At 59.6% G+C, this 25344-nt stretch carries 26 protein-coding genes and 1 tRNA gene; 16 read left to right on the forward strand and 11 right to left on the reverse strand.

Features of this window, described 5'->3' with window-relative positions:
- On the reverse strand, window positions 1-693 hold the full coding sequence (locus ACXHXG_RS04865) for a class I SAM-dependent methyltransferase (protein WP_457898610.1): 693 nt from the start codon (window positions 691-693) through the stop codon (window positions 1-3).
- Between the two features lie 294 nt (window positions 694-987).
- Between ACXHXG_RS04865 and ACXHXG_RS04870 the strand changes: the two genes are divergently transcribed.
- The 6 genes from ACXHXG_RS04870 (at window position 988) to ACXHXG_RS04895 (ending at window position 7058) form a co-directional block, all read left to right on the forward strand.
- The gene (locus ACXHXG_RS04870) at window positions 988-1437 is read left to right on the forward strand and encodes a MarR family winged helix-turn-helix transcriptional regulator (RefSeq protein ID WP_104821881.1); all 450 of its coding nucleotides are present in this window, start codon (window positions 988-990) and stop codon (window positions 1435-1437) included.
- Window positions 1434-2990: an MDR family MFS transporter gene (locus tag ACXHXG_RS04875; protein WP_457898611.1), complete on the forward strand. Its 1557-nt coding sequence runs from the start codon at window positions 1434-1436 to the stop codon at window positions 2988-2990. Before ACXHXG_RS04870 ends, ACXHXG_RS04875 begins: the two co-directional genes overlap by 4 nt.
- Window positions 2991-3137: 147 nt before the next feature.
- Window positions 3138-3815: a hypothetical protein gene (locus ACXHXG_RS04880; RefSeq protein ID WP_457898612.1), complete on the forward strand. Its 678-nt coding sequence runs from the start codon at window positions 3138-3140 to the stop codon at window positions 3813-3815.
- Between the two features lie 323 nt (window positions 3816-4138).
- Window positions 4139-5095, forward strand: coding sequence for a hypothetical protein (locus ACXHXG_RS04885; protein ID WP_457898613.1), 957 nt, complete (start codon window positions 4139-4141; stop codon window positions 5093-5095).
- Between the two features lie 193 nt (window positions 5096-5288).
- Window positions 5289-6101, forward strand: a complete 813-nt coding sequence (locus tag ACXHXG_RS04890; RefSeq protein ID WP_457898614.1) for a class I SAM-dependent methyltransferase — start codon at window positions 5289-5291, stop codon at window positions 6099-6101.
- A gap of 54 nt (window positions 6102-6155) precedes the next feature.
- On the forward strand, window positions 6156-7058 hold the full coding sequence (locus ACXHXG_RS04895; protein WP_457898615.1) for a GNAT family N-acetyltransferase: 903 nt from the start codon (window positions 6156-6158) through the stop codon (window positions 7056-7058).
- Window positions 7059-7163: 105 nt separating this feature from the next.
- Here ACXHXG_RS04895 and ACXHXG_RS04900 read toward each other — a convergent pair whose 3' ends face one another.
- Window positions 7164-7607, reverse strand: a complete 444-nt coding sequence (locus ACXHXG_RS04900) for an SgcJ/EcaC family oxidoreductase (RefSeq protein ID WP_457898616.1) — start codon at window positions 7605-7607, stop codon at window positions 7164-7166.
- Window positions 7608-7668: 61 nt separating this feature from the next.
- Between ACXHXG_RS04900 and ACXHXG_RS04905 the strand changes: the two genes are divergently transcribed.
- Window positions 7669-8109: a MarR family winged helix-turn-helix transcriptional regulator gene (locus tag ACXHXG_RS04905; protein WP_457898617.1), complete on the forward strand. Its 441-nt coding sequence runs from the start codon at window positions 7669-7671 to the stop codon at window positions 8107-8109.
- 154 nt (window positions 8110-8263) lie between these two features.
- Here ACXHXG_RS04905 and ACXHXG_RS04910 read toward each other — a convergent pair.
- The 3 genes from ACXHXG_RS04910 to ACXHXG_RS04920 all read right to left on the reverse strand — a co-directional run bounded on the left by ACXHXG_RS04910 (window position 8264) and on the right by ACXHXG_RS04920 (window position 12165).
- Window positions 8264-8340 (reverse strand) — tRNA-Arg (locus tag ACXHXG_RS04910).
- A gap of 125 nt (window positions 8341-8465) precedes the next feature.
- Entirely contained in the window at window positions 8466-9986 is a 1521-nt protein-coding gene (locus ACXHXG_RS04915) for an ATP-binding protein (RefSeq protein ID WP_457898618.1), read from the reverse strand.
- 169 nt (window positions 9987-10155) lie between these two features.
- Window positions 10156-12165, reverse strand: a complete 2010-nt coding sequence (locus ACXHXG_RS04920) for a HAMP domain-containing methyl-accepting chemotaxis protein (RefSeq protein WP_457898619.1) — start codon at window positions 12163-12165, stop codon at window positions 10156-10158.
- Between the two features lie 430 nt (window positions 12166-12595).
- Between ACXHXG_RS04920 and rpmH the strand changes: the two genes are divergently transcribed.
- The 3 genes from rpmH to yidC are packed head-to-tail and all read left to right on the forward strand — an operon-like array spanning window position 12596 to window position 14960.
- Window positions 12596-12730 (forward strand): 50S ribosomal protein L34, encoded by a 135-nt coding sequence (gene rpmH / locus ACXHXG_RS04925; RefSeq protein ID WP_041677194.1) that lies wholly within the window; start codon window positions 12596-12598, stop codon window positions 12728-12730.
- Between the two features lie 20 nt (window positions 12731-12750).
- Window positions 12751-13152, forward strand: coding sequence for a ribonuclease P protein component (rnpA, locus tag ACXHXG_RS04930; protein WP_457898824.1), 402 nt, complete (start codon window positions 12751-12753; stop codon window positions 13150-13152).
- Entirely contained in the window at window positions 13152-14960 is a 1809-nt protein-coding gene (gene yidC, locus ACXHXG_RS04935) for a membrane protein insertase YidC (RefSeq protein ID WP_457898620.1), read from the forward strand. The genes rnpA and yidC overlap by 1 nt, the downstream gene beginning before the upstream one ends.
- 178 nt (window positions 14961-15138) lie before the next feature.
- Here yidC and ACXHXG_RS04940 read toward each other — a convergent pair whose 3' ends face one another.
- Window positions 15139-15747 (reverse strand): LysE/ArgO family amino acid transporter, encoded by a 609-nt coding sequence (locus ACXHXG_RS04940; RefSeq protein ID WP_104821869.1) that lies wholly within the window; start codon window positions 15745-15747, stop codon window positions 15139-15141.
- A 98-nt stretch (window positions 15748-15845) separates the two neighbouring features.
- On the opposite strand from ACXHXG_RS04940, the gene ACXHXG_RS04945 reads away from it, so the two are divergent.
- Together ACXHXG_RS04945 and yihA are read left to right on the forward strand one after the other, a co-directional pair.
- Window positions 15846-16748, forward strand: a complete 903-nt coding sequence (locus ACXHXG_RS04945; protein ID WP_457898621.1) for a LysR family transcriptional regulator ArgP — start codon at window positions 15846-15848, stop codon at window positions 16746-16748.
- A 110-nt stretch (window positions 16749-16858) separates the two neighbouring features.
- Window positions 16859-17518, forward strand: a complete 660-nt coding sequence (gene yihA, locus ACXHXG_RS04950; RefSeq protein WP_457898622.1) for a ribosome biogenesis GTP-binding protein YihA/YsxC — start codon at window positions 16859-16861, stop codon at window positions 17516-17518.
- 57 nt (window positions 17519-17575) lie between these two features.
- Here yihA and ACXHXG_RS04955 read toward each other — a convergent pair whose 3' ends face one another.
- The 3 genes from ACXHXG_RS04955 to ACXHXG_RS04965 form a co-directional block, all read right to left on the reverse strand.
- The gene (locus ACXHXG_RS04955) at window positions 17576-18133 is read right to left on the reverse strand and encodes a fasciclin domain-containing protein (RefSeq protein WP_104821866.1); all 558 of its coding nucleotides are present in this window, start codon (window positions 18131-18133) and stop codon (window positions 17576-17578) included.
- A gap of 108 nt (window positions 18134-18241) precedes the next feature.
- Window positions 18242-18952, reverse strand: coding sequence for an anti-sigma factor (locus ACXHXG_RS04960; RefSeq protein WP_104821865.1), 711 nt, complete (start codon window positions 18950-18952; stop codon window positions 18242-18244).
- Window positions 18949-19488 (reverse strand): sigma-70 family RNA polymerase sigma factor, encoded by a 540-nt coding sequence (locus ACXHXG_RS04965; RefSeq protein ID WP_457898623.1) that lies wholly within the window; start codon window positions 19486-19488, stop codon window positions 18949-18951. The genes ACXHXG_RS04960 and ACXHXG_RS04965 overlap by 4 nt, the downstream gene beginning before the upstream one ends.
- A 182-nt stretch (window positions 19489-19670) precedes the next feature.
- Between ACXHXG_RS04965 and argB the strand changes: the two genes are divergently transcribed.
- Window positions 19671-20558 carry an acetylglutamate kinase gene (gene argB / locus ACXHXG_RS04970; protein WP_104821863.1) on the forward strand — a complete coding sequence of 296 codons (888 nt, stop codon included), beginning with the start codon at window positions 19671-19673 and terminating at the stop codon, window positions 20556-20558.
- A 112-nt stretch (window positions 20559-20670) separates the two neighbouring features.
- Here the strand turns inward: argB and ACXHXG_RS04975 are convergent, their stop codons facing one another.
- Window positions 20671-21441, reverse strand: coding sequence for an isocitrate lyase/PEP mutase family protein (locus ACXHXG_RS04975; RefSeq protein ID WP_285168964.1), 771 nt, complete (start codon window positions 21439-21441; stop codon window positions 20671-20673).
- Window positions 21442-21656: 215 nt separating this feature from the next.
- On the opposite strand from ACXHXG_RS04975, the gene ACXHXG_RS04980 reads away from it, so the two are divergent.
- Both ACXHXG_RS04980 and ACXHXG_RS04985 read left to right on the forward strand, forming a co-directional pair.
- On the forward strand, window positions 21657-22361 hold the full coding sequence (locus tag ACXHXG_RS04980; RefSeq protein WP_260303322.1) for a pyrimidine 5'-nucleotidase: 705 nt from the start codon (window positions 21657-21659) through the stop codon (window positions 22359-22361).
- 113 nt (window positions 22362-22474) lie between these two features.
- Window positions 22475-23131 carry an EF-hand domain-containing protein gene (locus ACXHXG_RS04985; RefSeq protein ID WP_283048874.1) on the forward strand — a complete coding sequence of 219 codons (657 nt, stop codon included), beginning with the start codon at window positions 22475-22477 and terminating at the stop codon, window positions 23129-23131.
- Between the two features lie 117 nt (window positions 23132-23248).
- Here ACXHXG_RS04985 and ACXHXG_RS04990 read toward each other — a convergent pair whose 3' ends face one another.
- On the reverse strand, window positions 23249-24121 hold the full coding sequence (locus ACXHXG_RS04990; RefSeq protein ID WP_104821859.1) for an LOG family protein: 873 nt from the start codon (window positions 24119-24121) through the stop codon (window positions 23249-23251).
- Between the two features lie 211 nt (window positions 24122-24332).
- On the opposite strand from ACXHXG_RS04990, the gene dapD reads away from it, so the two are divergent.
- On the forward strand, window positions 24333-25190 hold the full coding sequence (gene dapD, locus ACXHXG_RS04995; RefSeq protein ID WP_104821858.1) for a 2,3,4,5-tetrahydropyridine-2,6-dicarboxylate N-succinyltransferase: 858 nt from the start codon (window positions 24333-24335) through the stop codon (window positions 25188-25190).
- The last annotated feature ends 154 nt before the right edge of the window (window positions 25191-25344 follow it).

Raw genomic sequence — 25344 nt, forward strand, 5'->3', positions numbered from 1 at the left:
CTATGCACCCGCTTCCGGCCGTCCCAGATCGGCCGCGCCGGTTTCGGCAGCATAGGCTGCAACTCCGGCATTACCGCTCTGATATTTGGAGCGGTCGATCGAGATCTCCAACGGTTTTCTACGTGAAATCCGGTAGACGCCCGCCGGCGGAATGTTACGCACCGTGCTGCCGATGCGCACCGCTTTCAGGCCGAGACGATCGAGGATCGACCGCGACACCGGGCAACGCGGGCCGTAGGTGAATTGATAGAAAGCGCCGCCGGACCTCATGGTGGCAAAGGCGCCGCCGACGATCGCGGCGATCTTGTCGGGAGACATGGAGAGTAACGGCAGGCCGCTGATGACGGCGCCGAAGGGCGCGTCGGCAAACAGGCCACATTGGTCAAGCTGCGCCGCATCCATTTGCACCACGCGCGTCTCGGGAAAGCGGCCGCGCAATCGAGCGGCAAATTCTTCGCCGAACTCAATCAGCGTCAAGTCACTCTCGGAAAGGCCGCGGGCGAGCAGCGCGCGCGTAAAGACGCCGGTGCCGGGGCCGAGCTCGAGGATCGGTCCGTCGAGCGGTTCGATCTCCTGCGTCATCAGCCGGGCCAACCGTTCGCCGGACGGCGCAATCGCTGCGACGCGCATGGGATCGCTTACCCAGGACCGGAAGAACTGCACGAAATCGGCGCATGTCGTCTTTGTCGTCATCCCAGGAATCCAATCTAAAGCAAAGAAATCGAATATGCCGCGATTCAGGTCCGAGCAGCGCGGCAATTCGAAGGCACAGCCAGCAATTGCGCGGCCAATATTGCCGATACGCAAACCACAATTGCGATCCCAGGGCAATGCATTTTTTTAATTATTGTATTTTTGCGTTTAATGCAAATTTATCTGGCGGCGCCTTTAAGAAGTGAAAAAGCTCGAAAGGACTCGACCGCTTGCGCAAGTAGAAAGCGTGGGTTATGTATATAGATAGGAAGCCTATCTATCTTTTGGATCGTCATGCGCGACAGCGGACATCTTCAGGAACTTGAAGAGGCAATGGCGCTTGCCGAAGCGCTGCGGCCTGCCCTTCATCGCCTTTATCGACAATTACGACGCGAAAACGACGAGCCCGGCATCTCGCCGCTGCAGGCGCTTCTTCTCGTCGCCATCCTCCAGCAGCCGGGCATTGGCGTCGCGGAGCTGGCGCGGCTGGAGAAGCTGCGCGGGCCGACGATATCGGGACATATCAAGGCAATGGAACGTGAAGGCCTCGTCACCCGCTCCGCGCCCGATCCGGAAGACCGGCGGCGCAGCGGTCTAATCGCCACGGACAAAGGGCGGGCGCTGATTCAAGGCATAAAGCAGCGGCGGACCGATTGGCTCGCCTTCGAACTTGCCAAATTATCACCTGAGGCGCGCGCTGCCATCCGTGCCGCCATCGGCCCGCTCGGAGACATCGGACAATGACCCAACACGTTCAACAGGTCGCGCCGCGGGCGGCAGCCACCGAAGGCGATACGCCTGACCGCCGTGAAATCCGTGCTGTCATCCTTGGCCTGATGATCGTGCTTGGCCTCGGCGCCATCGATCAGAGCATCGTCGCCACCGCCCTGCCGCGCATCGTCAGCGATCTCGGTGGCGTCACGCATCTCTCCTGGGTGGTCAGCGCCTATGTGCTGGCCTCAACCAGTACCATGCCGCTCTACGGCAAGCTCAGCGACCAATATGGCCGCAAGCCGATGATCTACGCGGCAATCCTTATCTTCCTTCTCGGCTCGGTGTTGAGCGGCATGGCGCAAACGCTGCTGCAGCTCATCATCTTCCGGGCCATTCAGGGCCTTGGCGCCGGCGGGCTGCTGCCCCTGGCACAAATCATCATCGGCGACCTCGTGCCGCCGGCCAGGCGCGGCCGCAATCAAGGCTCCATCGCCGCCGTCTTCGCCGTCTGCAGCGTGATCGGCCCGATCCTTGGCGGTATCATCACCGACCTCCTCTCCTGGCATTGGATCTTCTACGTCAACCTGCCGATCGGCGCAGTGGCGCTCGTCATGATCGGCCGCGCCTTGAAGCGGCGGCATCAAACCCGCAGCCGCCGCATCGACTATCTTGGCGCCGTGCTGCTGACCGCCTGCACCACCAGCTTCCTGCTGGCGCTCGCGCTCGGCGGCAATGAATGGCCGTGGGATTCGCCGCAAATTCTCGGTCTTTGCGCCGCGGCCCTTATCCTCGGAATTCTCTTCGTCCTCCACATCAGGCATGAGCCGGAGCCGGTGCTGCCACCCGATCTCTTCCGCAACCGACTGTTTGTCATCGCCTGCCTCGTACTGGCCCTGACCTTCATGGGCATGCTCGGCGCGACCCTGTTCTTCCCGTTGTTCTTCCAGTTGGTGATGGGCGTCACCCCCTCGCATTCCGGCTTCCTGACGGGACCGCTGATGATCGGCTTCGTCATCTCCTCCATGCTCAACGGCCGCGTGCTGCTGCAGCGTTCCGGTCGCTACAAGCCGGCCCAGCTTTGCGGCCTCGGCCTTGCGACGGCGGCCTTCGCCACGCTCGCTTGGGCCATTGCGACCAGCAAGGGGTTCGCGATCATTGAGCCGCCGATCTTCGCACTCGGCCTGGGGCTCGGGCTGGTGATGCCGACCATGACGGTGGCGGTGCAGAATGCGCTGCCCCTTGCCCATCGCGGCGTCGGCACAGCAACGCTCGCCTTCTTCCGTTCGCTCGGCGGCCTCATTGGCGTCACCGGCTCCGGTGCGATCCTCGCCTATCGCGTGCGGCAGGCGACGGGCTCGTCCGATGGTCTCGACCTATCGTCACTGACCGAAGGCGGCCTCAAGCAGCTCGCCACCGCATCGCCGGAAGCCCACACCGCGACCATAGCGCTTTACCGCCACGCCATCGCCATGACCTTCGCCACCGGAGCCGCCATCGTGGCGCTGGCCTTAATCGCGCTGCTGTTCCTGCCGGAATTGCCGCTGAAGGCGCATCACGGCGATGGCGCCCAGCCGCCGCGCTGAAACCGACGCACAAGCCCCGGGTAAGTCCTTCGTCCTACAGTCGGCGGCATCTCTGATGCGCCGCCGGTCCGGCGTGCGTTCACCGACCGTCAAAGGCAGCTTCCGGCGCGATGGCCGCCGGGCCAGCCATATTGGGAAGGAACGACTATGGTCTCCGCATTGACCACGACCCGATTACTCTCATCGCAAATGGCGCTGCAATTGCTGCAGACACCAGACGCTTCGCAGGATTCGAGCGACGATCCCCTGCTGGACGATAGCAACAGCAGCAGTGATCTCTCCAGCCTGCCGTCGCAATCACAGGCATCGCTTACGAGCATGCTCAACGGCCTGTCGGCAAATCAAACCGACAGTTCCGCTGCATCGCAATCCGATCCGGACATGACCAGCAGCTCGTTCATGGATCTTTTGAAACAAAACCTGCAGGACGCAGTCAAAAGCGAGGGCAAGGGAGGCCAGGCTCAGGCCATGCTCGACGCCCTCGACAACGGCACGCTGACGGTTTCCGATCCGACGAAAGGCGTTTCGATCCAGGCGTGGGATGTCGATGCCGATAGCGAGCAGGGCACGACCAGCAAGACTGCCGACACGATCCCCACCACCGATTGGAACGACTTCCTGAAGGCTCATCTTGAGCGCGGCTCCGACGCAACCTTCGTGAAGAACGCCGACGGCAGTTTCGTCGACAAGACCACCGGCAACGAGGCCTATTTCGGCCAGGTCGGATCGCAGTACTACTACATCACCTGGCCGTCGGCATCAGCCGCTTCGGACACGAGTGCGTCGAACTCGGAAGTATCCGCGTCCGAAGAGACGAGCGCCTAAGCGTCCTTGAGGCAGGGGCGGCGTGATCCAAGGCGCATGGGGTGACCATGCCGCCGGCCATCAGCGGCGGGGGCACCGAGGACCGGGTAAGGACAAGCCTACCTTCGCCACGCCACAGAACTATTCCCCTCCCCGATCATCCGCCTGATATTCTTTAGAAAAATCGAAATGATTGTGTCAGCGCATGGCCTACACCCGATTGGGAATGAGGTGATCCAATCGAAGGATATCCGTCGCCTATTGGACTAGATGACAAAAATGTGAAGGACAATCACAGTTTTGTGAGATTTCCGAGACCTCTGTCATCCCGAAGGATTCCGATCATGCCTACAGCCGTCGTGACGAAGCCCGCTTCCCTCGATACCCGCAATATCGAGGTGAAACCGAACGCTTTCAGAGATGATTTCAATAAAAGGTCATTTCAATTCAGCCACAACTTGGTCGGTCATCGGTTGTTCTCGCTTCCGCGCCTTGCTGAACTTGCGAAATCGTTGCTTGCGGACACGAGCACGAGAAGTGTGCGCTGGCAGGCGGGCGGAGCACCGGTGGACGCCGGCTGGGCCGTGCCGCTGCACGATAAAGTGGAGAGCGTCAACGAAGCGATCTCGAATCTGGCGGAATCAGGATCGTGGGTGCTACTCTACAGCGTTCAGCGCGATCCCGAATATCGGGCGTTGCTTGATCAGCTCATGACGGAAATCCTCGCCGACACGGGTTGCTCGCGGGAGGAAGTCACCTGGGAAGACGCCTACATCTTCCTGGCCTCGCCTGAGGCTGTAACACCCTATCACATCGACCATGAAGCAACGTTTCTGTTCCAGATTCACGGCAACCGAACCGCCAACATATGGGACGCAAACGATCGTTCCGTCTTGCCCGACAACGAAATCGAAAAATACTACATCGGCGATCTCAACGCCGCCAAATATACCATCGAAAAGCAAAGCAAGGCGACGGTCTATGCCTTGAACCAGGGCACCGGCGTCCACCACCCGTCGAAAGCGCCGCATGCTTTCAAGAACGGCGACATCTATTCGATCGCTCTCGGCATTCATTTCTGCGTGCGCGATTGCGACCGGCAGGCAGCCGTCTACCAGATGAACTATCTCCTACGGCGCTGCGGCCTGAAGCCGACATCGCCCGGCAAGTCCCAATGGCGCGACAAATTGAAGACCTCGATCATCGGAATGTTTTCCGACAAGAAACCTAAGACCAAGCACGACATGCTGCGCTCCGGCTTCAAGAAGCTGACCGCGCCGCTGCGCATCGTTCTGAAGTAAAGGTGGAGGGGCTGGAGAGCGCCGAAGAGTTTTCGGCGCTTCCCAGCCATTCATTTCCGATGGGGTATGACGAAGGGGAATTGAATGCGGGATGAGGGCGTCGCCGCCGACCTCATCCGTTCATGGTTAAGCGGGCACAATCGCAGTATGATGAAGCGCATCTTTATTCCTCAACGGCTTTGTGAGGTGCCCCATGAGCGAAGATACGGCCCGTTTCGTCGGCGATATTCCGCAGCACTACGACACCGGCCTCGGGCCGGTTATCTTTGCCGACTATGCGGCCGATACCGCGCGACGCACCGCCGCCTGCAATCCCCAGCGGGTTCTTGAGATCGCCGCAGGCACCGGGATCGTCACACGCTGCCTGCGCGATGCCTTGCCCGCCGGCTCGTCCCTGACCGCGACTGATTTCAATGCACCGATGCTGGACATCGCCCGCACCAAATTCGGCACTGCCGACCAGGTAGACTTCCAGACTGCCGACGCCACGCAGCTCCGCTTTGCAGACGGCAGCTTTGACGCGATCGTATGCCAATTCGGCCTGATGTTTTTTCCGGATAAGGACAAGGCCCACCGCGAAGCGCATCGTGTTCTGTCCTCCGGCGGCACCTATCTGCTCAGCGTCTGGGACCGAATGGACTATAATCCCTACTCCGTCATCGCCCACGGGATCCTCGGGCGCTTTTTCCCCGCCGATCCGCCACAGTTCTACACCGTGCCGTTTTCCTGCGCGCAAATCGACCCGATCAAGGAATCGCTCATCAACGCCGGTTTCTCCGACATCACGATTTCCGTCATAAGAGTGGAAAAGGAAATCGCCGATACCGCTGCCTTCGCCCGCGGCCTCGTCTATGGCAATCCCGCTGCCGAACAGATCCGCTCGCGCCAGGGCGCCGAACCCGAACAGGTCTTCGAGGCGATCCTGCAGGAACTTCGCCGCAGCTTCGGCAATAGCCAGCGGCGCATGCCTATGCAGTCCATTATGTTTTCGGCGAGGAAATTGTGATTTGGGCTGCGTTGCGGCTCGCATTCTCCCGTAAACCTTTGCCGGAGTTATCCGATGTCGCTTGTTTACAGACCTGCTCGGGCGGAGGATTTGCCAGCGACCGATGCTCTGGTGGTTGCCAGCATCAATGATCTTACCGTTCGGCACGGCTTCGGCCCGATGGCAGCGGCAAGTCCTCCCAGCTTTCAGATATTTTCGCTCAAGGATGACCCTGATGGCCTGTGGGTCGCAGAAGATGGCGGGGAAATTCTCGGCTTTGCCTGGAGTTGGGTTTGCGGCAATGTTTGGTTCCTCGCCCAACTGTTCGTCGATCCCGCCCGACAGGGCCAGGGCATCGGAAATGAACTATTGGAACGAACCATGGAGCACGCCCGGAAATCGGGCGCGGCTCACAAGGCGCTGATTACTTTCACCTTCAATCGTGTCTCGCAGGGCCTCTACATGCGGCATGGCCTCTTTCCCAAGATGCCGATTTACTTTTTCAGCGTGGCGCGTGAACGGGTGAGGCAGACGTTGCCGGAACCGCCATTGCGTGCGATTGCGATAGACAACAGCACCGCGACCATGGAAGATCTTGTCGAGATCGATTCCCATGCCATAGGCGTCTCGCGGGAGAAACACCACCGTTACTTGCTCAACGACCCGGCGACTACGGGGGTTTTGCTCTACGCCGGCAGCGATCCTGTCGGCTACAGCTATATTGCCTCCAATGGGCACATAGGGCCGCTCGCGGTCACGCGGCCCGACTTTCTTCATGATGCCTTTGCGACTGCGTTGAAGCTGGCGGCAGATGGTTCCGCTGAGAATATATCGGCGTTCCTTCCAGGCACATGCGACAGCGCCTTGAGCCTTGCGGTCAAGCAAGGCATGCGGATCACCTTTCCGATGCTGTTGATGGCTTCGCCCGGCTATGGAGACTGGACGCAGTATATGCCGCGAAATCCGGGCTTTATGTGATCCGACATCTGCCGACAGCGCAACGGATTCGATTGCTGGCGGGCAGCTCGCCACCATCATCGTGGCTCGCCGCACGTAGCCCACACCTCGGCCGCGAAGAGCGCGTCAGCTCTGCAGCTTACGCTGAGCTTCCGCTTTGCCGTCCTCGGGCAAGTCCATGTTGTGCATGACAGCAATTGACCAGACGTCTTGTTCGCGCACGATCACCATGTTGATCAGCCCGTGGCGCTCTGGCCATTCATTCCCTCTCGGATCACGCGCGCCCGTCATGCTCCAGTGAATGTCGAGCGCGACAACATCGGGCCGGATAGGACGAATTTGCGTTTCGGTTGCTTCGAGCTGACTATCCTTGAACATCGTCTCGAATATGGGCCTGTGAAACTGCTCGATCGATGACCGGCCTCTTGCCTTCATTCCAAATACGTTCGTGAAATCAGCATCTTGCGCAAATATCGCGGAAAAGGCCCTGGCATCGTGGCTATTCCATGCGGCGACGAACGCATCAACGATCTGTTGCGCGGCTTGTCCAACGTCAGGATACAGTGACATCTCAAGTCCCCTATCTTAATATGGCTTCCATACTATATGGCAACCGGAATTAATTGGAAATATGGTAACGCCTTACACGCAGTCACTTCTGCTCTATGCCTATCAGGCCTCCGCACACGCGCTCACCGAGACGCTGCACAAGCGCGGCCATCCAGCCATTCGGCCGAAGCATGGCGCAATCTTTGCCAATATTGATGAAGAAGGAACCCGAGCCAGTCTGCTTGCCGAGAGGGCAGGTATGGGCAAGGCCGCGATGGGCGAACTGATTGATGATCTGGAACGCCTTGGCTATGTCGAGCGGGCGCCCGACCCTAAGGACAGGCGCGCTAAGCTCGTCACCGCCGGTCCGAAGGCGCGACAGGTGATGCAGATCGTTCACGAATTTAACGACGGGATCGAACGACGATATCGTGAGCTTTTGGGGGAGCAAGCCTATCAGATATTGCGCACCGCCCTGCGGACCATCGCGGCAAAGAATGACATGCAGCCGAGGATGCGTTGAGGCAAAGCAGCAAGGGATGACGAAAAGTGTGGGCGGTTTTCGGCGGAGTCCCGCTCTAACTACGTGATCGAGATCAGGCTGATTTTGGGCCGATCGGGCTTAAAATCATCTCGATCGAGATTGATGCCCGGCTGTTCCGGAATGATGGAGAAAATGGCGCACCCGAAGAGATTCGAACTCCTGACCCCCAGATTCGTAGTCTGGTGCTCTATCCAGCTGAGCTACGGGTGCGTGGCCGAAACGGAAGGAACCGTTGGCGTGGGCGGTTCTCTAAAGCGTCCTTCGGGGGAATGCAAGTGGATTTGTGAAAAAGATTGCGATTTTCGCAACGAGTATTGCGAAGAGGCTGAAAACGCTCAGTTTTCGTGAAAGCTGCGGCTGCGGTAGTCGTCGAGCGAGACCGGGCGGTCGGGAATTTCGATGCGGAATTGGGTGCCGGCGGCGGGTTTTTCCACCAGCGCGATGGTACCGCCATGGGCAAGCACCAGTTCGCGGGCGATCGCCAGCCCCAAGCCGGTGCCGCCGGAGCGGGCGGAGCCGCGGAAGGCAGTGAAGAGGTTTTCCCGCGCCTTCTGCGGCATGCCCGGGCCGGTATCGTCGACGGTGATGCTGACGACGCTGCCGATGCGACGCGCAGACACCGTGATTCGTCGGATGCTGTCGGGCGCGGTCTCGGCAAAGGCGACCAGGGCCTGGTGAGCATTGCGGCAGAGATTGTGGATGATGCGGAACAGTTGCTCGCTGTCGGCGTCGACTTCCAGATCCGGGCTCATCTGCACGACGAATTCGATGCCGCTATCAGGGTCGATCGCCAGGATATCGCGCACCTCGTCGATGAGTTCGAGCAGATGCACGCGGCGGCGGCGCGGGGCGGATTCGGAGGTCTGGCCGAAGGACAGCACCTCGGTCGTATAGCCGACGGCGCGGTCGATGGTGCGCAGAAGCTTTGGCGCAAAGCGCTTGACCATCGGGTCGTCGACATCGACCAAGCGGTCGGACATCAGTTGCGCGGCCGACAGAATGTTGCGCATGTCGTGGTTGATCTTCGACACGGCGAGACCGAGAGCGGCAAGGTTCTTCTGCTGCTTCAGCGTCTTCTGCAACTGCGACTGCATGGAAGCGAGATGGCGGCCGGCCACGGCCAGCTCGTCTCGGCCACCGTCCGGCACCAACACGCGGGCGGGGTCTTCCGGATCATCCGAATAGGTTTGCATGCTGTCGGTCAGGCGCCGGATCGGGCGGATCATCATGCGATTGATGGCAAAGAAGATCAGGGTCGCGGTGAACAGCGAAATCAGGATCGAGACGAAAAGGACACTGCCGGAATAGGCAAGCATGGCGCTGCGCAGCCTTGTGTCCTTCAGCACCACTTCGATGCCGGTGCCGGTGTCGCCGCCAACCGGACCGAAGACGCGGATGATGCGGTTACCGCCGAACAGCAGCGTGTCCAGCGCATCGCGCATCGCTGTCGGCAGCGAGACGTCGCTCAAATCATATTGCTCGTCGACGGAAGCCGGCATCTCGGCGGTCGCCAACAGCCGCGAGGTGCCGTCCTTACGCAACACGATGGCACGCGTACCTGTCGCCATCAGCGTTTCCTTCTGAAGCGCGCGGGGCAGTTCGACCGGTTGCAAGCCATCGATGACAATGGCGGCGGCGGCGGCCGTGTTCAGCCGGTCCTCCAGCCAGCGCAAGCGCATGTTGGCGACGGAGGGAACAAAGATCAGCACTTCGGCAAGCAGGATGAAAACGACCGTGAGCATCAGGAGCTTGCCGGAAAGGCCGCCGAAAATGCCGGTGGGGCGGTAGAAACGCGAGTGACCCCGAGCCTCGGCCTTGCTGCCTTCGCCGACGTTTCTGTCTTGCTCACTATCCATTTCGGCTGTCCCGCTTTGTTTCAAAGCGATCTGATGACGACATATCGAAGCAGATAATAGGAGATTGTGACAGTTTTTCCAATCGCCTCTATGGCAGCACGGCGGATCGGTCATGTCAAAAGACAGGAAAGGCGCGTCGCCGCGCCCTTCCGTCAGAACCCGGGCCGGATCAGAATTCCTCCCAGCCCTGCGCTGCCGGTGCTGCTGCCGTAGCGGCACCGCCCGCAAAGGCGCCAGCGACCTTGCCGAGCATTCGGCGTGCCGGCGATGCGACGGGACGATGCGTTTCGGTGCGCGCAGCCACCGGAGCGGAGGTAGCGCCCGTGTCGACCTTGAAGCGGGCAACGAGGCTGACGAGACCATCGGCCTCGGCCGAGAGGCGATGGGTAGCTGCGGAGGTTTCCTCGACCATGGCAGCGTTGCGCTGCGTCACTTCGTCCATCTGATTGACGGCTTTATTCACTTCCGTCAGGCCAGTCGATTGTTCGCGGGCGGCCGTTGCGATCGAATGGATATGATCGTTGATCTTCAAGACCCGCGCCTCAATCGCCGCCAGCGCCTCGCCCGTTGCCTGCACCAGCTTGACGCCCACTTGCACCTGATCGCCCGACTTGCTGATCAGCGCCTTGATATCCTTGGCGGCGGTGGCGGAGCGCTGCGCCAATTCCCGCACTTCCTGGGCGACGACGGCGAAGCCCTTACCGGCTTCACCGGCACGGGCAGCCTCAACGCCGGCATTCAACGCCAGCAGATTGGTCTGGAAGGCGATCTCGTCGATGACGCCGATGATCTGGCTGATCTCGCCGGATGCTTGTTCGATGCGGCCCATGGCCTCGACGGCGTTGCGAACCACCATGCCGGAATGAGCGGCGTTCTCCTTGGCTTCCGTCACCATGACGCTCGCCTCCTGTGCCCGCTCGGTCGAGCTTTGCACAACGGCGGTGATCTGGTCGAGCGCCGCCGAGGTCTCTTCCAGGGCAGCGGCCTGCTGTTCGGTGCGCTTGGAGAGATCGTCGCTGGCGCTGCGCAGTTCGTTGGTATTGGTGTTGATGGAGCCGGTCGTCTCGCGCACTTCGCGCATGGTGCTCTTAAGGGTCGCAAAGGTACTGTTGACGTTCTGCTGCAGCTCGGCGAAGGCACCGTGGAACTCGCCTCGCATCGTCTGGGTCAGATCGCCTTCGGCAAGGCTCGCAAGGACGCGGCGGACCTCGCCGACACCGGTGTCGACACTCGTCAGAAGTTCGTTGATGTTGCCGGCAAAACGATTGAGGTTGACGTCGCCATAATCCTTTTCGATGCGGCGGCTGAAATCGCCGGCCGCGGCAGCGGAAACGACGAGCGACATGCTGGACTGCAGGTCGTCGCTCTTGGCGCGCATCGCGGTCTCCTCGGCATTCATGCGGCGCACGGCATTGCCGTTCTGCTTGAATACGTCGACGGCGGCGGCCATCTCGCCGATTTCGTCGGCGCGTCCGGCAAAAGGAACCTCGATATCGAAATTGCCGTCAGCCACTTGCTTGATGGTCTCGGTCACCTTGCGGATCGGCCGGCTGAGATGCGCGGTGCCAATGTACATGCCGAGGCCGGCGCCGGCGCCGATCCCTGCCACCATCATACAAAGCACGGCCCACATGACCGTCTGGCGGAAAGCCGTGACCTCGTCATCGACAACGTCAAGCGCTGCCTTGTCGGCCTGAACGACCGCATCGATCTCAGCCTGGAATGCCTTGCGATTGGCGCGGTTGGCGTCGTTGTTGCCCTGTTTGTTGGCGGCTTCCGGACTTTCCGCTACACCGAGCCGAGCGGTCTCGGTTCTAAATGTGCGGAATTCCTTCGCGCGATCCTGCAATTTGGTGAATTCGGCTTTCTGCTCTTCGGGGACCAACGGCGACCAGGCGGCAATCACCTTGTCGATCTCGTCAAGATCTTTCATCAATCCATCGGCGAAGTTCTTGGCATCCTTGGTGGTATTGGAAGCATAGATGCCGCGCGATTCCATCACGACCGCGGTGACGTAGCGGTTCAGGCGCTCGCCCATATAGGCGCGGCTTGACGCAAGCTCATAGGCATCGAGCTGCCCGTCATATTGATCGACCGCATAAAGAGCGGTTGCGCCAATCAAAAGCGCGGCACCAGCCATCACGGATACGAGCAGATTGATTTTACCACGAATCTTCAACGATATGCTCCCTAGAAGCGGAAGACCCCCAAAAAGCCAGGGCTTTTCCCGACATATCTCTAGATATCGACTAAAATCATTAATGTTGTCTTGCGATATCTTTAATATAAATTTCGAAACACTTTCAATGAGCTAGCAAACTCCTAGCAACAGCCACGTTTAATATTGGAAACTTATTAGTTAATCCGGTTGCCTGCGACTTTCATCGCGCTCACGCACTGGTTGAGCAAAGTATCTTTTGACGAGAGAAGCCGGATTCTGAGAATCTGCGCCGGTATAATTGACTTCCGGGGCCTTGATCCTTATAAGCCCGCGCACGTCCGGTCATGGAGCCTGCCTTTGCAGGCCAAGCCCGTTCGCCATAATCAACAACGCTCCTTGCTTTTAAAGCAAAGCTCAAGAAGGGCCGCACTCCGCGGTGTTTAAATAAATGAAGCGTACCTATCAACCATCCAAGCTTGTCCGCAAGCGTCGTCACGGTTTCCGTGCGCGCATGGCTACCAAGGGCGGCCGCGCGGTTCTCTCCGCTCGCCGTAACCGCGGTCGCAAGCGTCTTTCGGCCTAAGGGCCGGAATGCCCGATAAGATGGCGGGCGAATTGACGAATGAACGACCCAAAAAGACTGTCGGGCGGCTGAAAAGCCGGCCGCAGTTTCTTGCAGTCCGTGAAGGCGAAAAACGCAGGGGAAGCCTCTTCCTCATTGAAGTGCTGGACCGCAAGCTCACCGACGCCGAACCTCGCGTTGGTTTTACAGTCACCAAAAAACATGGCAACGCGGTCGAACGCAACCGCATGCGGCGCAGGCTGAAAGAAGCCGTGCGGCTTCATGCGGGGTTTGCAATGCAGCCCGGACACGACTATGTGGTTGTCGCGCGGCGCGATGTGCTGACCGCACCTTTCGAGAAACTGGCGAGCGAACTCGTCAGCCGCATCGAAACCAGGCCGAAACACCGGCGGCCGGAAACGGACCGCTCCAGGAAAGTATGATGGAAAACAACCGCAATTACTTCATAGCAATTGCCCTGTCTGTGCTGATTGTTCTCGCCTGGCAGTTTTTCTACATGAACCCGCGTCTCGACACGCAGCGCCAGGCCGAACAGGCCGCCAAGCTGCAGCAGCAGACGCAGCAGGCTCAGACGACTCAGACGCAGGCCCCGGCCGCGGGCACCCCCGTGAACGGCTCGTTGCCCGCGAACGACCAGACCGCACCGACGACCCTCAACCGCGATCAATCGGTTGCCAAAACGTCGTCCTCGCGGGTCGCCATCGACACCGCCGCGCTTGCCGGTACCATCAATCTGGAAGGTGCACGCCTCGACGATCTGCAGCTCAAGACCTATCACGAGACGGTCGACAAGAGCAGCCCGATCATCACGCTGTTCAGCCCGGCCGACACCAAGGACGGCTATTTCACCGAGCTCGGCTATATCGGCAGCGACGCGACCGGCGCCGTTCCAGGCCCCTCGACGATCTGGACCCTTTCCGGCGGCGACAAGCTGACCGAGAAGACGCCGGTGACGCTCTCCTACACCAACGACAAGGGCATCACCTTTACCCGCACCATTTCGGTCGACGATCATTACATGTTCACGATCACCGACAAGGTCGCCAATGCCGGTCAGGCGCCGGTTTCGCTGTCGAGCTATGGCCGCGTGACCCGCTACAACAAGCCGACCACGCCGACCGCCTATGTCCTGCATGAAGGCTTCATCGGCGTCATCGGCGACGACGGCCTGATTGAGACCAAGTATACCGCCGCTGAAAAGGAAGCCGTCAATCCTGCGAAGGCGACCGGCGGCTGGCTCGGCATCACGGACAAGTACTGGGCCGCAACGATCGTGCCGCCGCAGTCGACCGCCTACGATGCTCACTTCTCGCATTTCACCGACGGTCAGCCGCGCTACCAGGCCGACTATAAGCAGGATGCCATCACCATCGCTCCTGGCCAGTCGCAGGAACTGAAGAGCCTGGTCTTCGCCGGCGCCAAGGAAGTGCCCGTCATCGACCGCTACGAGACGAGCTATTCGATCCCGCGTTTCGACCGCCTGATCGACTGGGGCTGGTTCTATTTCATCACCAAGCCGATGTTCAAGTTGATGGATTTCTTCTTCCACTTCTTCGGCAATTTCGGTGTCGCGATCCTCTGCACGACCATCGTCGTCAAGGCGCTGTTCTTCCCGCTCGCCAGCAAGCAATACGCCTCGATGGCGAACATGAAGCGCATGCAGCCGAAGATGGAAGAGCTGAAGGCCAAGTTCGGCGACGACCGCATGGGGCTGCAGCAGGCAACGATGCAGCTCTATAAGGAAGAGAAGATCAACCCGATCGCGGGCTGCTGGCCCGTGCTCTTGCAGATCCCGATCTTCTTCTCGCTGTACAAGGTGATCTACATCACCATCGAGATGCGCCACGCACCGTTCTTCGGCTGGATCCAGGATCTTTCCGCTCCCGATCCGACCTCGATCGTCAACCTGTTCGGCCTGCTACCGTTCGCGGCTCCGACCATCCTGCATCTCGGCGTCTGGCCGCTGATCATGGGCGTCACCATGTTCCTGCAGATGCGCATGAACCCGACGCCGCCCGACCCGACGCAGGCGATGATCTTCAACTGGATGCCGCTGGTATTCATGTTCATGCTGTCGAGCTTCCCGGCCGGCCTCGTAATCTACTGGGCCTGGAACAACACGCTCTCGGTCATCCAGCAGTCGATCATCATGAAGCGCCATGGCGTGAAGGTGGAACTCTTCGACAATCTGAAGGGCCTGTTCAAACGAAAACCGGCGCCATCGAAATGACGATACAAGCCCCGCTTCGGCGGGGCTTTTTCGTTATTGGGTGGCAAGTGCCGTCAACTGCGATCGCCGAGAGGGCGAAAGCGTACGAGAAAGCGCCGCGCTGGGACAGTTTATGCAGTAAAAAGCCTATGCACGTCATACAACATGGTGCTCTTCTCGTCCGCCATCCCGGCGGACGTCACATCCCGCCGAGAAGTTTGAAAGCGATCAGCCACATGACGCAGGCAATGATTGCCTCGAGAATGCGCCATGATGCCGGCCGTGAAAAGATAGGTTTAAGTCGGGTCGCGCCGTATCCCAGTGAAAAAAAGAACAGGAACGACCCTGTCGTGGCCCCCGCGGCAAATTCCGCCTGATGACCTGGAAAGCGCGTCGCGATCGTTCCGAGAAGCACAACGGTATCGAGGTAGACGTGAGGATTGAGCCAAGTCAGTGCAAGGCACATGGCCATGGTCTTACCGAAGCTCGCCGAATTGCTCTTCGCCACCGACAGAGCGCCGGTGGATCGCAGCGCGGATAACAAGCTTTTCGCCCCATACCAGACCAAGAACGCGGTCCCGCCGTAGCGCATGAGGGGATCGAGCCAGGGCAGCACGTCGACGACCTGCTTTAAACTCGTGACCCCGATCACGATGAGGACAGCGTCCGACAGCGCGCAGGCAAGGCAGACCGCGAAGACGTACTCGTGGCGCAAACCTTGGCGAAGGATGAACGCATTCTGCGCGCCAATGGCGACGATGAGACTTAGCCCCATCGTCATTCCGGTAAAATATGTCGAGAAATCCATGCCGATTTTGCCCGCCTCAAAAGCCTCGCGGCTCCATAGACCCGATCGCCGATTTAGGATACTTAAACCTCCTTACACAGATTAAGCGCAGCTTATCCATGATAGACTACCCGGCTCTTCGCGTTCTCTTCGCCGTTGTTCAAACCGGCAGCTTCGAAAAAGCGGCAGCGGCACTGAACGTTTCTCCGTCGGCCATTTCCCAGCGGATCAAACAACTTGAAGAACGGGTCGGCACCGCACTCGTCATCAGGGGGACGCCTTGTATCGCTACGGAACAGGGCGACTGGCTTTGCCGGCACATGGAAAACGTCGGCATTCTGGAAAGCGAATTGCTCGAACATCTCCCCTCTCTCAGCGAGCGTGGAAAGCCTCAGCAGCGGGTCACGCTTCAGGTCGCGACGAACGCCGATAGCCTTGGAACTTGGTTTCTGGAGGCGGCGGCGCAGTTCGCCAAAACCTCCGACTATCTTCTCAATGTCTCGGTTGACGATCAGGATTACACGGCGGACTGGCTTCAGCGCGGAAGGGTCATTGCTGCCGTCACCAGCATGGAACAACCGATTTCGGGGTGCCGCCGCTATTCCTTGGGGGCGATGCGCTACCATGCCACAGCAAGCCCCGACTTTATTCGGCGGTATTTTCCCAATGGCGTGACACCGGAGGCCTTAGCCGTCGCGCCATCATTGATCTTCAGTCAGAAGGATCGCCTCCAAATCGATTGGCTCCAACGTGTGTTCGGAGTCCACAGTAACGTGCCAACACACTGGCTGCCCTCTACACAAGGCTTCGTCGAAGCCAGCCTGCTGGAGATGGGATGGGGAATGAACCCGGTTCATCTCATTCAAGACCATGTTCAGGCTGGGCGGCTGGTCGAACTGGTGCCGGACACGCCTCTGGATGTGACCCTCTACTGGCAGATTAGCCGCCTCGCCGCAGATCGGCTTGCCCTGCTTACCCAAACCGTCATTGACGTTGCAAAAAGATCGCTGATTCCGTCCTAACGACTGCTTTGGAACGCCAGCCGCCAACGAAGAGCTGACGATCAAAACTTGACTTTCCCAGCCAAAACCCCGAAGCCAGTCAGCCAGTTGAACCGGAAGACCGCGAGCGCATGGCAGATCAGACGATAAAAGACGACAAGCCGCTTTTCGGGCGCCCATGGATCTTCATCCGCGGCGTGCCGGCGATGAAATTCCTGCCGCCCGAGGGGCCGCTGGAAGTGGCTTTCGCCGGGCGCTCGAATGTCGGCAAGTCGTCGCTGATCAATGCGCTGGTCGGCCAGAAGGGTCTGGCACGCACCTCGAATACGCCGGGCCGCACGCAGGAACTCAACTATTTCGTTCCCGACGGTTTTTCCGGCGAAGGAACCGACCTGCCGCCGATGGCCTTGGTGGACATGCCCGGCTACGGCTATGCCGAAGCGCCGAAGGAGCAGGTGGATGCCTGGACGAAACTGGTTTTCGACTATCTGCGCGGAAGGTCGACGCTGAAGCGCGTTTATGTGCTGATCGACAGCCGCCACGGCATCAAGAAAAATGACGAAGAGGTTCTGTCGCTGCTCGACAAGGCCGCGGTTTCCTATCAGATCGTCTTGACCAAAACCGACAAGATCAAGGCTGCGGGCCTGCCGAAGCTGATCGCCGATACGGCCGAAAAGATCCGCAAGCGCCCCGCCGCCTATCCCGGCATCCTCGCCACCTCCTCGGAGAAGGCCGAGGGCCTGCAGGAGTTGCGTCAGGCGATCGGCCTGACAGTCGGCATCGCCGTCTGACAAAAGAGGCCGCCACCCTCGACGTTAGAAAAGTGGCGGCCATGCTGCCGATGGTCGTTACATTTTCGGCAATAACACCTTGTCGACCACGTGGATCACGCCGTTCGACTGCTTAACGTCGGCAATGGTGATGTGAGCGGTGCCGCCGGCCTCGTCGGTCAGCGTCAGCTTGCCGCCCATTTCCGTGGCCTTGATCGTGCAGCCGCCGACCGTTTTCAGATCATACTCGCCGCCATTGCCCATCGACATTTTCCTGATGGCGGCGGCCATGTCATCGCCGGCGACGACATGGCAGGTCAGGATCTTCGTCAGCATCGCCTTGTTCTCCGGCTTCAGCAGCGTCTCGACCGTGCCGGGCGGCAGCTTCTTGAAGGCTTCATTGGTGGGCGCAAAGACGGTGAAGGGGCCTTTGCCCTCCAGCGTATCGACAAGGCCGGCGGCCTTGACGGCGGCGACCAGCGTCGTGTGGTCCTTCGAGTTGACGGCATTTTCGATGATGTTCTTGCTGGCGAACATCGGCGCGCCACCGACGGTCGGGTTCTTCGCATAGGCGAGGCCGGTCGCGGCCGAAAGCGTTACGGCCACTGCGGCGATGCGGATTGCGGTCTTCATCATGGCTTGTCCTCTTCCTCTTTTGCCCCGATCACATGGGGTCAGAGCAAGGTACGGAGGCGCCGAAGGAAGAGTTTCAGCCGCGATTCTTTTTTCGGAAGAAAGATGCCTTCAGGGCAGATGGATCGTGCCGGAGGCGATGACATCGCCCGTGGGCTTGCCCGTTGGCGAACCACCAAAGGGCTCGACGCTGACGGCGATGATCGCGCCTTCCGTCAGCTTACCGTGGATCTCCTGCGGCAGGACGATCTCGCCCTCGCCGGTCTGCGGCAGGACGCCGAGCGCCTCGGCCGGCTCGCTGCCCCGGATCAGCCAGAGTTCCAATGATTTTTCCTGAGGCTGGCCGGCAGCGACCGGCGTCACCTTCAGTCGTCCGCTTGTGACGTCATAATCCGCCAGCAAATTGATGGGGCTGTTCTGTCCGGTAAGAGATGCGGTGAGCTGCCTGCCCGGCTGCGGCTTCGAGACGTTGTTCGTGACGGTGAAAACCAGAACGCCGGCTGCGAGAAACAAGGAACCGAAGGCGACGGACCGCCAGAGCAACAAAGAATTCCAGAGATTGGCGCCGAAAGCGGCTTCTCCAAAAATGCGCCTTTCGATCTTGGGAAAGACGGAGGCGGCCGGCGGGACCATGTCGTAATCGTCGTTGAATCCCGAAAGATTCTGCTCCCAGCGGCTGACGATGGCGGCGAACTGCCGATCGCTGCGCATGCGCCGCTCTACCTTCTGCCGATCCTCCAATGACAACACGCCGAGCACATATTCTCCGGCCAGGACTTCATCTCGGGAGCGACCTCCCTTGCTTTGATCGGGCGTACTCATCTGTCCATGCACTCTCTCAGTCTAATCAGGCTTCGGCGCAGCCAGGTGCGCATGGTATTCAAAGGCACCGCATATTGCTCGGCAAGTTCCTGGTAGCTCAGGCCATCCACATAGGCGCTGCGAACAGCCCGCGCCCGATCAGCTTCCAACTCTTCCATGCACCTGTCAATCCGCCTTCCCTCTCCCTTCACTATTGCCTGCTCTTCGGGTCCAGGTTCGGTATCAGCAAGATCATAGGCCGTATCAATTTCATCTGCGACAGGTTTTCGGGCACGGATAGCATCGATCGATTGATTGCGCGCAATCGTGGTCAGCCACGGGATCGCAGGCCCTTCCGAGGCGCTAAAGCGCTCCGCCCGCTGCCAGATTTTCACGTAAACTTCCTGCAAAATCTCCTCGGCGTCCGTTCTATTGCCGAGGATACGCAGACACACGGCATAGAGTTTCGGACTCGTCTTCTTATAGAGCGCGGCAAAGGCTTTCTGGTCGCGCATCGCGACCCGGCCGATGAGCGCCTCTATCTCCTCACTCGCCATCCGATCCCCCGATCGCGGCTTATTCAAGATATCTTAGGGGAAAAGCATCGGGCGGCAAGCTCACTCAAAGGATGATAATGGGCGGGGCGCGATATGACGCAGGAAAAACTAATCCTGTCATCATTATTCCCTCTGTCAAAAACTTGAGATAAAAGGCCGCGATCAATTTTACGGGGTGCCCCATGTCCGAATCCCAAAGCGAACTCCAAGCCAGCCTGCTCGCTCAGGCCCTGCCCTACATGCAGCGTTATGAAAACAAGACCATCGTGGTCAAGTACGGTGGCCATGCCATGGGCAATGCCGAGCTCGGCAAGGCGTTTGCGGCCGATATCGCGCTTCTGAAACAGTCGGGCGTCAACCCGATCGTCGTCCATGGCGGCGGTCCGCAGATCGGCTCCATGCTGACGAAGATGGGCATCGAATCGAAATTCGAAGGTGGCCTGCGCGTGACCGACGCCAAGACCGTCGAGATCGTCGAAATGGTGCTGGCCGGCTCGATCAACAAGGAAATCGTCGCGCTGATCAACCAGACCGGCGAATGGGCGATCGGCCTTTGCGGCAAGGACGGCAACATGGTCTTCGCCGAGAAGGCGCATAAGACCATCAAGGATCCGGATTCCAACATCGAGCGCGTGCTTGATCTCGGCTTCGTCGGCGAAGTGGTCGAAGTCGACCGCACGCTGCTCGACCTCTTGGCAAAGTCGGAAATGATCCCGGTCATCGCGCCGGTCGCTCCCGGCCGCGACGGCGCCACCTACAACATCAATGCCGACACCTTCGCCGGCGCCATCGCCGGCGCGCTCAGCGCCACCCGCCTGCTCTTCTTGACCGACGTTCCGGGCGTGCTCGACAAGCAAGGCCAATTGATCAAGGAACTCTCCGTCGCCCAGGCGCATGCGCTGATTGCCGACGGCACGATTTCCGGCGGCATGATCCCGAAGGTCGAGACCTGCATCGACGCGATCAAGGCAGGCGTCCAGGGCGTCGTCATCCTCAACGGCAAGACTGCCCATTCCGTGCTGCTCGAGATCTTCACCGAACGCGGCGCCGGCACGCTGATTGTCCCTTAAGGAAAAACACGCCCTCCCCAAGTTGGGAAGGGCGTGGTTCTCTCATTGTCGGCAACTGCGCGTTCAACCGAAATCAGTGGAGCGCGTGTTTGCGCAGAAAAAGCCAGGATGATCAGGTCTGCTGATAGAGCGCCTCGGCCTCGCTCTTCAGCATTCCCATCACGGCCCTATAGGGCGCGGGGCCGTAGCTGATGCGGCTGACGCCGAGCCTGCCCATGGTGATGTTATCGGGCGTTGTCGGACGCACCATGATGTTGACCGGCAGAGGTGAGCGATCGCAGACGGCTTCGATGAATTCCGCGTCGACGAGCCCCGGCGTGAAAAAGCCGCTGGCGCCGGCCTCGGCAAAAGCGTCGGCGCGGCGGTAAGCTTCCTCCAGCAGAATCTGGTGATGGGCCGTATCGCTTTCCTGCAGGAAAAGATCGGTGCGGGCGTTGATGAACAGCGGCATTTCCCGCCGGTCGGCCATCTCCCGGATGGCGCGGATGCGGGCCACCTGCATCTCAATCGGATGAACGCCGCGGCCGCCGACCACTTGATCCTCGAAATTGATGCCGATTGCGCCATGATCCATGATCTTTTCGACATTCGCGGCGACGGCATCCGGCTCTATGGCATAACCGCCTTCGAAATCGACGGAGACCGGCAGGGGGCTCGTGACCGAAATCAGGCGGGTAATGACTGCCAGCAGCGACAGCGGTATTGCCTCGCCATCGCCGAAACCATTGGCCGCGGCGACCGACCAACTTCCCGTTGCCAGCGCTTTGGCGCCTGCTTCGGTGACTACCTTGGCCGAGCCGGCATCCCAGATATTGAAGAGGATCAGCGGATCGCCCTTCCGATGCAGCCTGGCGAACTCTGCCGCCTTTTCCACCTGACTCATACTATCCCCCTCCTGAAAAACCTCACCGGGCGCATTTGTCCTTGGTAACCGAAGAGGCACAGACTCCCCTCTAGCCGGCAAATAGCGCAGAACCCTAAAAATCAATCGGCAAAACCATAGCCTGCATTAGGATAGCCGACAATGTCTGCGATGTTTCTCATATACGCGGCATATTTTCCTTTTCCTCAGGCAATAGCGCATGCCATAAGGCCGCCATGACCCAAACAAGAACGCTGCCTCAACCCGCCGATTTCTCGGATATCCGCGACTGGGTATTCGATCTCGACAACACGCTCTATCCGCATCATGTCGATCTCTTCTCGCAGATCGACAAGAACATGACGGCCTATGTTTCCGCACTGCTGCAGATGGAGCGGGACGAGGCGCGGAAGCTGCAGAAGCAATACTACCTCGAGCATGGCACGACATTGCAGGGGCTGATGATCCATCATCGCATCGACCCCAATGATTTCCTGGAGAAGGCGCATGCGATCGATTATTCGGCGCTGATGCCCCAGCCGGAGCTCGCTGCCGCCATCAAGGCGCTGCCGGGCCGCAAATTCATTTTCACCAACGGCAGCGTCAAGCATGCGCAGGCGACCGCCGGTGCGCTCGGCATCCTCGACAACTTCGACGATATTTTCGACATCGTCGCGGCCGACTACGTGCCGAAGCCGGCAGGCAGCACCTACGACAAGTTCATGAGCCTCAATCGGGTGGATACGAAGCGCGCTGCCATGTTCGAGGACCTGCCGCGCAATCTTACCGTGCCGAAAGCGCTCGGCATGAAGACCGTGCTGCTCGTGCCGCAGAATCTCGAAGGCACAGTGGTCGAATGGTGGGAGAAGACGAGCGGCGAGGACGATCATATCGACTATGTGACCGACGATCTGACCGCTTTTCTCAAGACCCTCGTTTAATGGTTTTTTAGGATCGGGTTACGAAAGTTTCATCCGCCTTACCGATGTTTAATTGGTCGTTTTTTGCCTTCAGCCGTATCGTTTGACCATTCTTCAGTACGAAAGGAAAAACGATGAACGGGAAAAAACTTCTTCTGGCAGGACTTTCCGCAACTCTTCTGGTCGGCGCCGCCGTCCAGGCAAGTTTTGCCGCTCCGCAGGCCCATGACGGCATGGGCGGCCCCGGCGGTCGCTGGCATCGCCTGGGCTTTTCGCCGGAAGTCGTCTATGTGCGCATGCTCAAGCAGTTCGATACCAACGGCGACATGAAGATTTCCAAGGACGAGGTCAAGGCCGGCGTCGACAAGATCTTTGACCAGATCGACACGAACAAGGACGGCGAGATCACCCCCGGCGAACTGCGCGCCTATCGCAAGGAGCGCATCAAGGAGTGGAAGGCCGAACACGCCAAGGGCGCCGAGGATCAAGCTCAAGCCGATCAGGCCAAGGGGGATCAAGGCAAGGGCGACCAAGCTCAAGCGGGTCAGGCCCCGAGCGGCGACAACCAGGATTCGGGCAAGCATCACGGTCACCACCCGCGCGGCCGCTTCATGCACGAAGCTGCTCTAATGCGCACGACCCTGTTGTTCCAACGCGTCGATACGGATGAAAACGGCCAGATCAGCAAGCAGGAGGCCGAAGACGCCGCCAACAAGCTCTTCGACCACATGGACCGCAACCATGACGGCGTGATCTCACTGGACGACATGCCGAACCGTCCCCTGCTCTGAATGTTCGGTTGGGCACGATCCTATCCGAAAACCACTTCATAGTTTTCGGGATCATTCCAGGCCATCCCCCCATGCTGAAAAGGCCCGCCTCGCAGATGCGACGGCGGGCCTTTCGTTTCAGTGGCCGTTATCGTGCTCGTAGAAGTCCGCGACGATCTTCCAGGCCTCGTCGGCGGTGTCGACGAAGCTGATCAGCTTGACGTCGTCAGGCGCGATGGTGCCGAATTCGGCGAGCGCATCGAAATTGATGATTTCGCGCCAGAACTTTTCACCGAACAGGATCAGCGGCAGGCGTTCCATGCGGCCGGTCTGGATGAGTGTCAGGCATTCGAAGAGCTCGTCCAGCGTGCCGAAACCGCCCGGGAATACCGCGATCGCCTTGGCGCGCACCATGAAATGCATCTTGCGGATCGCGAAATAGTGGAAATTGAAGCTGAGTTCCGGCGTCACGTAGACATTCGGCGCCTGCTCGTGCGGCAGCACGATGTTGAGGCCGATGGAGGGCGCACCCTCTTCCGATGCACCGCGATTGCCAGCCTCCATGACGCCGGGGCCGCCGCCGGTGACCACGACATACTCATGGAAGTCGAAGCCGGCGGAGTAGCGCGCGCAAAGCCGGGCGAATTTGCGGGCTTCCTCGTAGTAAACGGATGCCGCCTCGAGATTGGCGCGCTGCACATCATTGCGCGCCGCCCAGGCGCTGGTGCCGGGGGCTGGAATACGCGCGCCACCGAACATAACCACTGTTGAGTTGATGCCGCGTTCGGTAAGATACATCTCGGTCTTCAACAGTTCGAGCTGCAGCCGGATCGGCCGCAATTCCTCGCGGCAGAGGAAATCCTCGTCGGCATAGGCGAGCCGATAGGACGGCGACATGGATTGCGGCGTCTTCGGCACGGATTCGGCGCGCTTCTTGTCGGCCGAGCTCGACTTCAGAGGGTCCCATACCCCATCCTTGCGTCTCAGCCTGCCGTTCTTCCCCTTGCTCATCTACTGATGCCTTTCAAATCGATCATGACTGGCCGTTCCAACCACAGACAGGAAGACCAAGCTCTTGCATATGCCCTACAATGCCTTGAATCCAAGCTCAATCGGCGCGGAAAAGACATTCCATTTTCGAGACCCATGCTATAGGACCAGTCAACTGCTTCCGGACCATTTCCGGAAATTACGATAGGCACCGACGTTTTAAGGAATTCCCATGAGCGCTACCGATCTCGTTTCTCTCGAAAAGACCCTCGAAGCTGCCTTCGAAAATCGCGATAACGTGAACGCGTCGACGCGCGGCGAAGTTCGCGACGCCGTCGAGACGGCGCTCAATCTACTCGATAGCGGCAAGGTCCGCGTCGCCGAACGTGGCTCCGACGGCAATTGGACGGTCAATCAGTGGCTCAAGAAAGCGGTGCTGCTCTCCTTCCGCCTGAATGACATGCAGATCGTCGACGGTGGCCCCGGCGGCTCGACCTGGTGGGACAAGGTGCCGTCGAAGTTCGAAGGCTGGGGTGAGAACCGCTTCCGCGAGGCTGGTTTCCGCGCCGTGCCGAACGCCGTCGTCCGCCGCTCGGCCTATATCGCCCCGAACGCCATCCTGATGCCTTCCTTCGTCAACCTCGGCGCCTATGTCGGCGAAGGTACCATGGTCGACACCTGGGCGACCGTCGGCTCCTGCGCCCAGATCGGTAAGCATGTGCATCTCTCGGGCGGCGTCGGCATCGGCGGCGTGCTGGAGCCGATGCAGGCCGGCCCGACGATCATCGAGGACAATTGCTTCATCGGCGCCCGCTCGGAAGTCGTCGAAGGCTGCATCGTCCGCGAAGGTTCGGTGCTCGGCATGGGCGTCTTCATCGGCAAGTCCACGAAGATCGTCGATCGCGCCACCGGCGAGATCACCTATGGCGAAGTGCCGCCCTACTCCGTCGTCGTCGCCGGCGCGCTGCCGAGCGGCAACACGATGGCGAACGGCCAGCCCGCTCCCAGCCTCTACTGCGCCGTCATCGTCAAGCGCGTCGATGAAAAGACCCGCTCGAAGACTGGCATCAACGAGCTGCTGCGCGACTGACCTTAAATTTTTTGGAAGCGCGGTTGCCATATCGCGCTTCCCTTATGCTTGCCGGGTGAGCATGCCTGTGCGATTGCTGCAATCGTGGCAAAGATTTTCGACTCATCGCCGATCCTTTGCCATCGCTTTGCCATTTCTCGCCGGATAAGTTGCC

The organism is Rhizobium sp. LEGMi-198b, from assembly GCF_054114205.1.

Bases quoted from the DNA above. Each gene is read 5' to 3' on its own strand.
- ACXHXG_RS04865 (WP_457898610.1), bottom strand. From the start codon at position 693: ATGACGACAAAGACGACATGCGCCGATTTCGTGCAGTTCTTCCGGTCC.
- ACXHXG_RS04870 (WP_104821881.1), top strand. From the start codon at position 988: ATGCGCGACAGCGGACATCTTCAGGAACTTGAAGAGGCAATGGCGCTT.
- ACXHXG_RS04875 (WP_457898611.1), top strand. From the start codon at position 1,434: ATGACCCAACACGTTCAACAGGTCGCGCCGCGGGCGGCAGCCACCGAA.
- ACXHXG_RS04880 (WP_457898612.1), top strand. From the start codon at position 3,138: ATGGTCTCCGCATTGACCACGACCCGATTACTCTCATCGCAAATGGCG.
- ACXHXG_RS04885 (WP_457898613.1), top strand. From the start codon at position 4,139: ATGCCTACAGCCGTCGTGACGAAGCCCGCTTCCCTCGATACCCGCAAT.
- ACXHXG_RS04890 (WP_457898614.1), top strand. From the start codon at position 5,289: ATGAGCGAAGATACGGCCCGTTTCGTCGGCGATATTCCGCAGCACTAC.
- ACXHXG_RS04895 (WP_457898615.1), top strand. From the start codon at position 6,156: ATGTCGCTTGTTTACAGACCTGCTCGGGCGGAGGATTTGCCAGCGACC.
- ACXHXG_RS04900 (WP_457898616.1), bottom strand. From the start codon at position 7,607: ATGTCACTGTATCCTGACGTTGGACAAGCCGCGCAACAGATCGTTGAT.
- ACXHXG_RS04905 (WP_457898617.1), top strand. From the start codon at position 7,669: ATGGTAACGCCTTACACGCAGTCACTTCTGCTCTATGCCTATCAGGCC.
- ACXHXG_RS04915 (WP_457898618.1), bottom strand. From the start codon at position 9,986: ATGGATAGTGAGCAAGACAGAAACGTCGGCGAAGGCAGCAAGGCCGAG.
- rpmH (WP_041677194.1), top strand. From the start codon at position 12,596: ATGAAGCGTACCTATCAACCATCCAAGCTTGTCCGCAAGCGTCGTCAC.
- rnpA (WP_457898824.1), top strand. From the start codon at position 12,751: ATGGCGGGCGAATTGACGAATGAACGACCCAAAAAGACTGTCGGGCGG.
- yidC (WP_457898620.1), top strand. From the start codon at position 13,152: ATGGAAAACAACCGCAATTACTTCATAGCAATTGCCCTGTCTGTGCTG.
- ACXHXG_RS04940 (WP_104821869.1), bottom strand. From the start codon at position 15,747: ATGGATTTCTCGACATATTTTACCGGAATGACGATGGGGCTAAGTCTC.
- ACXHXG_RS04945 (WP_457898621.1), top strand. From the start codon at position 15,846: ATGATAGACTACCCGGCTCTTCGCGTTCTCTTCGCCGTTGTTCAAACC.
- yihA (WP_457898622.1), top strand. From the start codon at position 16,859: ATGGCAGATCAGACGATAAAAGACGACAAGCCGCTTTTCGGGCGCCCA.
- ACXHXG_RS04955 (WP_104821866.1), bottom strand. From the start codon at position 18,133: ATGATGAAGACCGCAATCCGCATCGCCGCAGTGGCCGTAACGCTTTCG.
- ACXHXG_RS04960 (WP_104821865.1), bottom strand. From the start codon at position 18,952: ATGAGTACGCCCGATCAAAGCAAGGGAGGTCGCTCCCGAGATGAAGTC.
- ACXHXG_RS04965 (WP_457898623.1), bottom strand. From the start codon at position 19,488: ATGGCGAGTGAGGAGATAGAGGCGCTCATCGGCCGGGTCGCGATGCGC.
- argB (WP_104821863.1), top strand. From the start codon at position 19,671: ATGTCCGAATCCCAAAGCGAACTCCAAGCCAGCCTGCTCGCTCAGGCC.
- ACXHXG_RS04975 (WP_285168964.1), bottom strand. From the start codon at position 21,441: ATGAGTCAGGTGGAAAAGGCGGCAGAGTTCGCCAGGCTGCATCGGAAG.
- ACXHXG_RS04980 (WP_260303322.1), top strand. From the start codon at position 21,657: ATGACCCAAACAAGAACGCTGCCTCAACCCGCCGATTTCTCGGATATC.
- ACXHXG_RS04985 (WP_283048874.1), top strand. From the start codon at position 22,475: ATGAACGGGAAAAAACTTCTTCTGGCAGGACTTTCCGCAACTCTTCTG.
- ACXHXG_RS04990 (WP_104821859.1), bottom strand. From the start codon at position 24,121: ATGAGCAAGGGGAAGAACGGCAGGCTGAGACGCAAGGATGGGGTATGG.
- dapD (WP_104821858.1), top strand. From the start codon at position 24,333: ATGAGCGCTACCGATCTCGTTTCTCTCGAAAAGACCCTCGAAGCTGCC.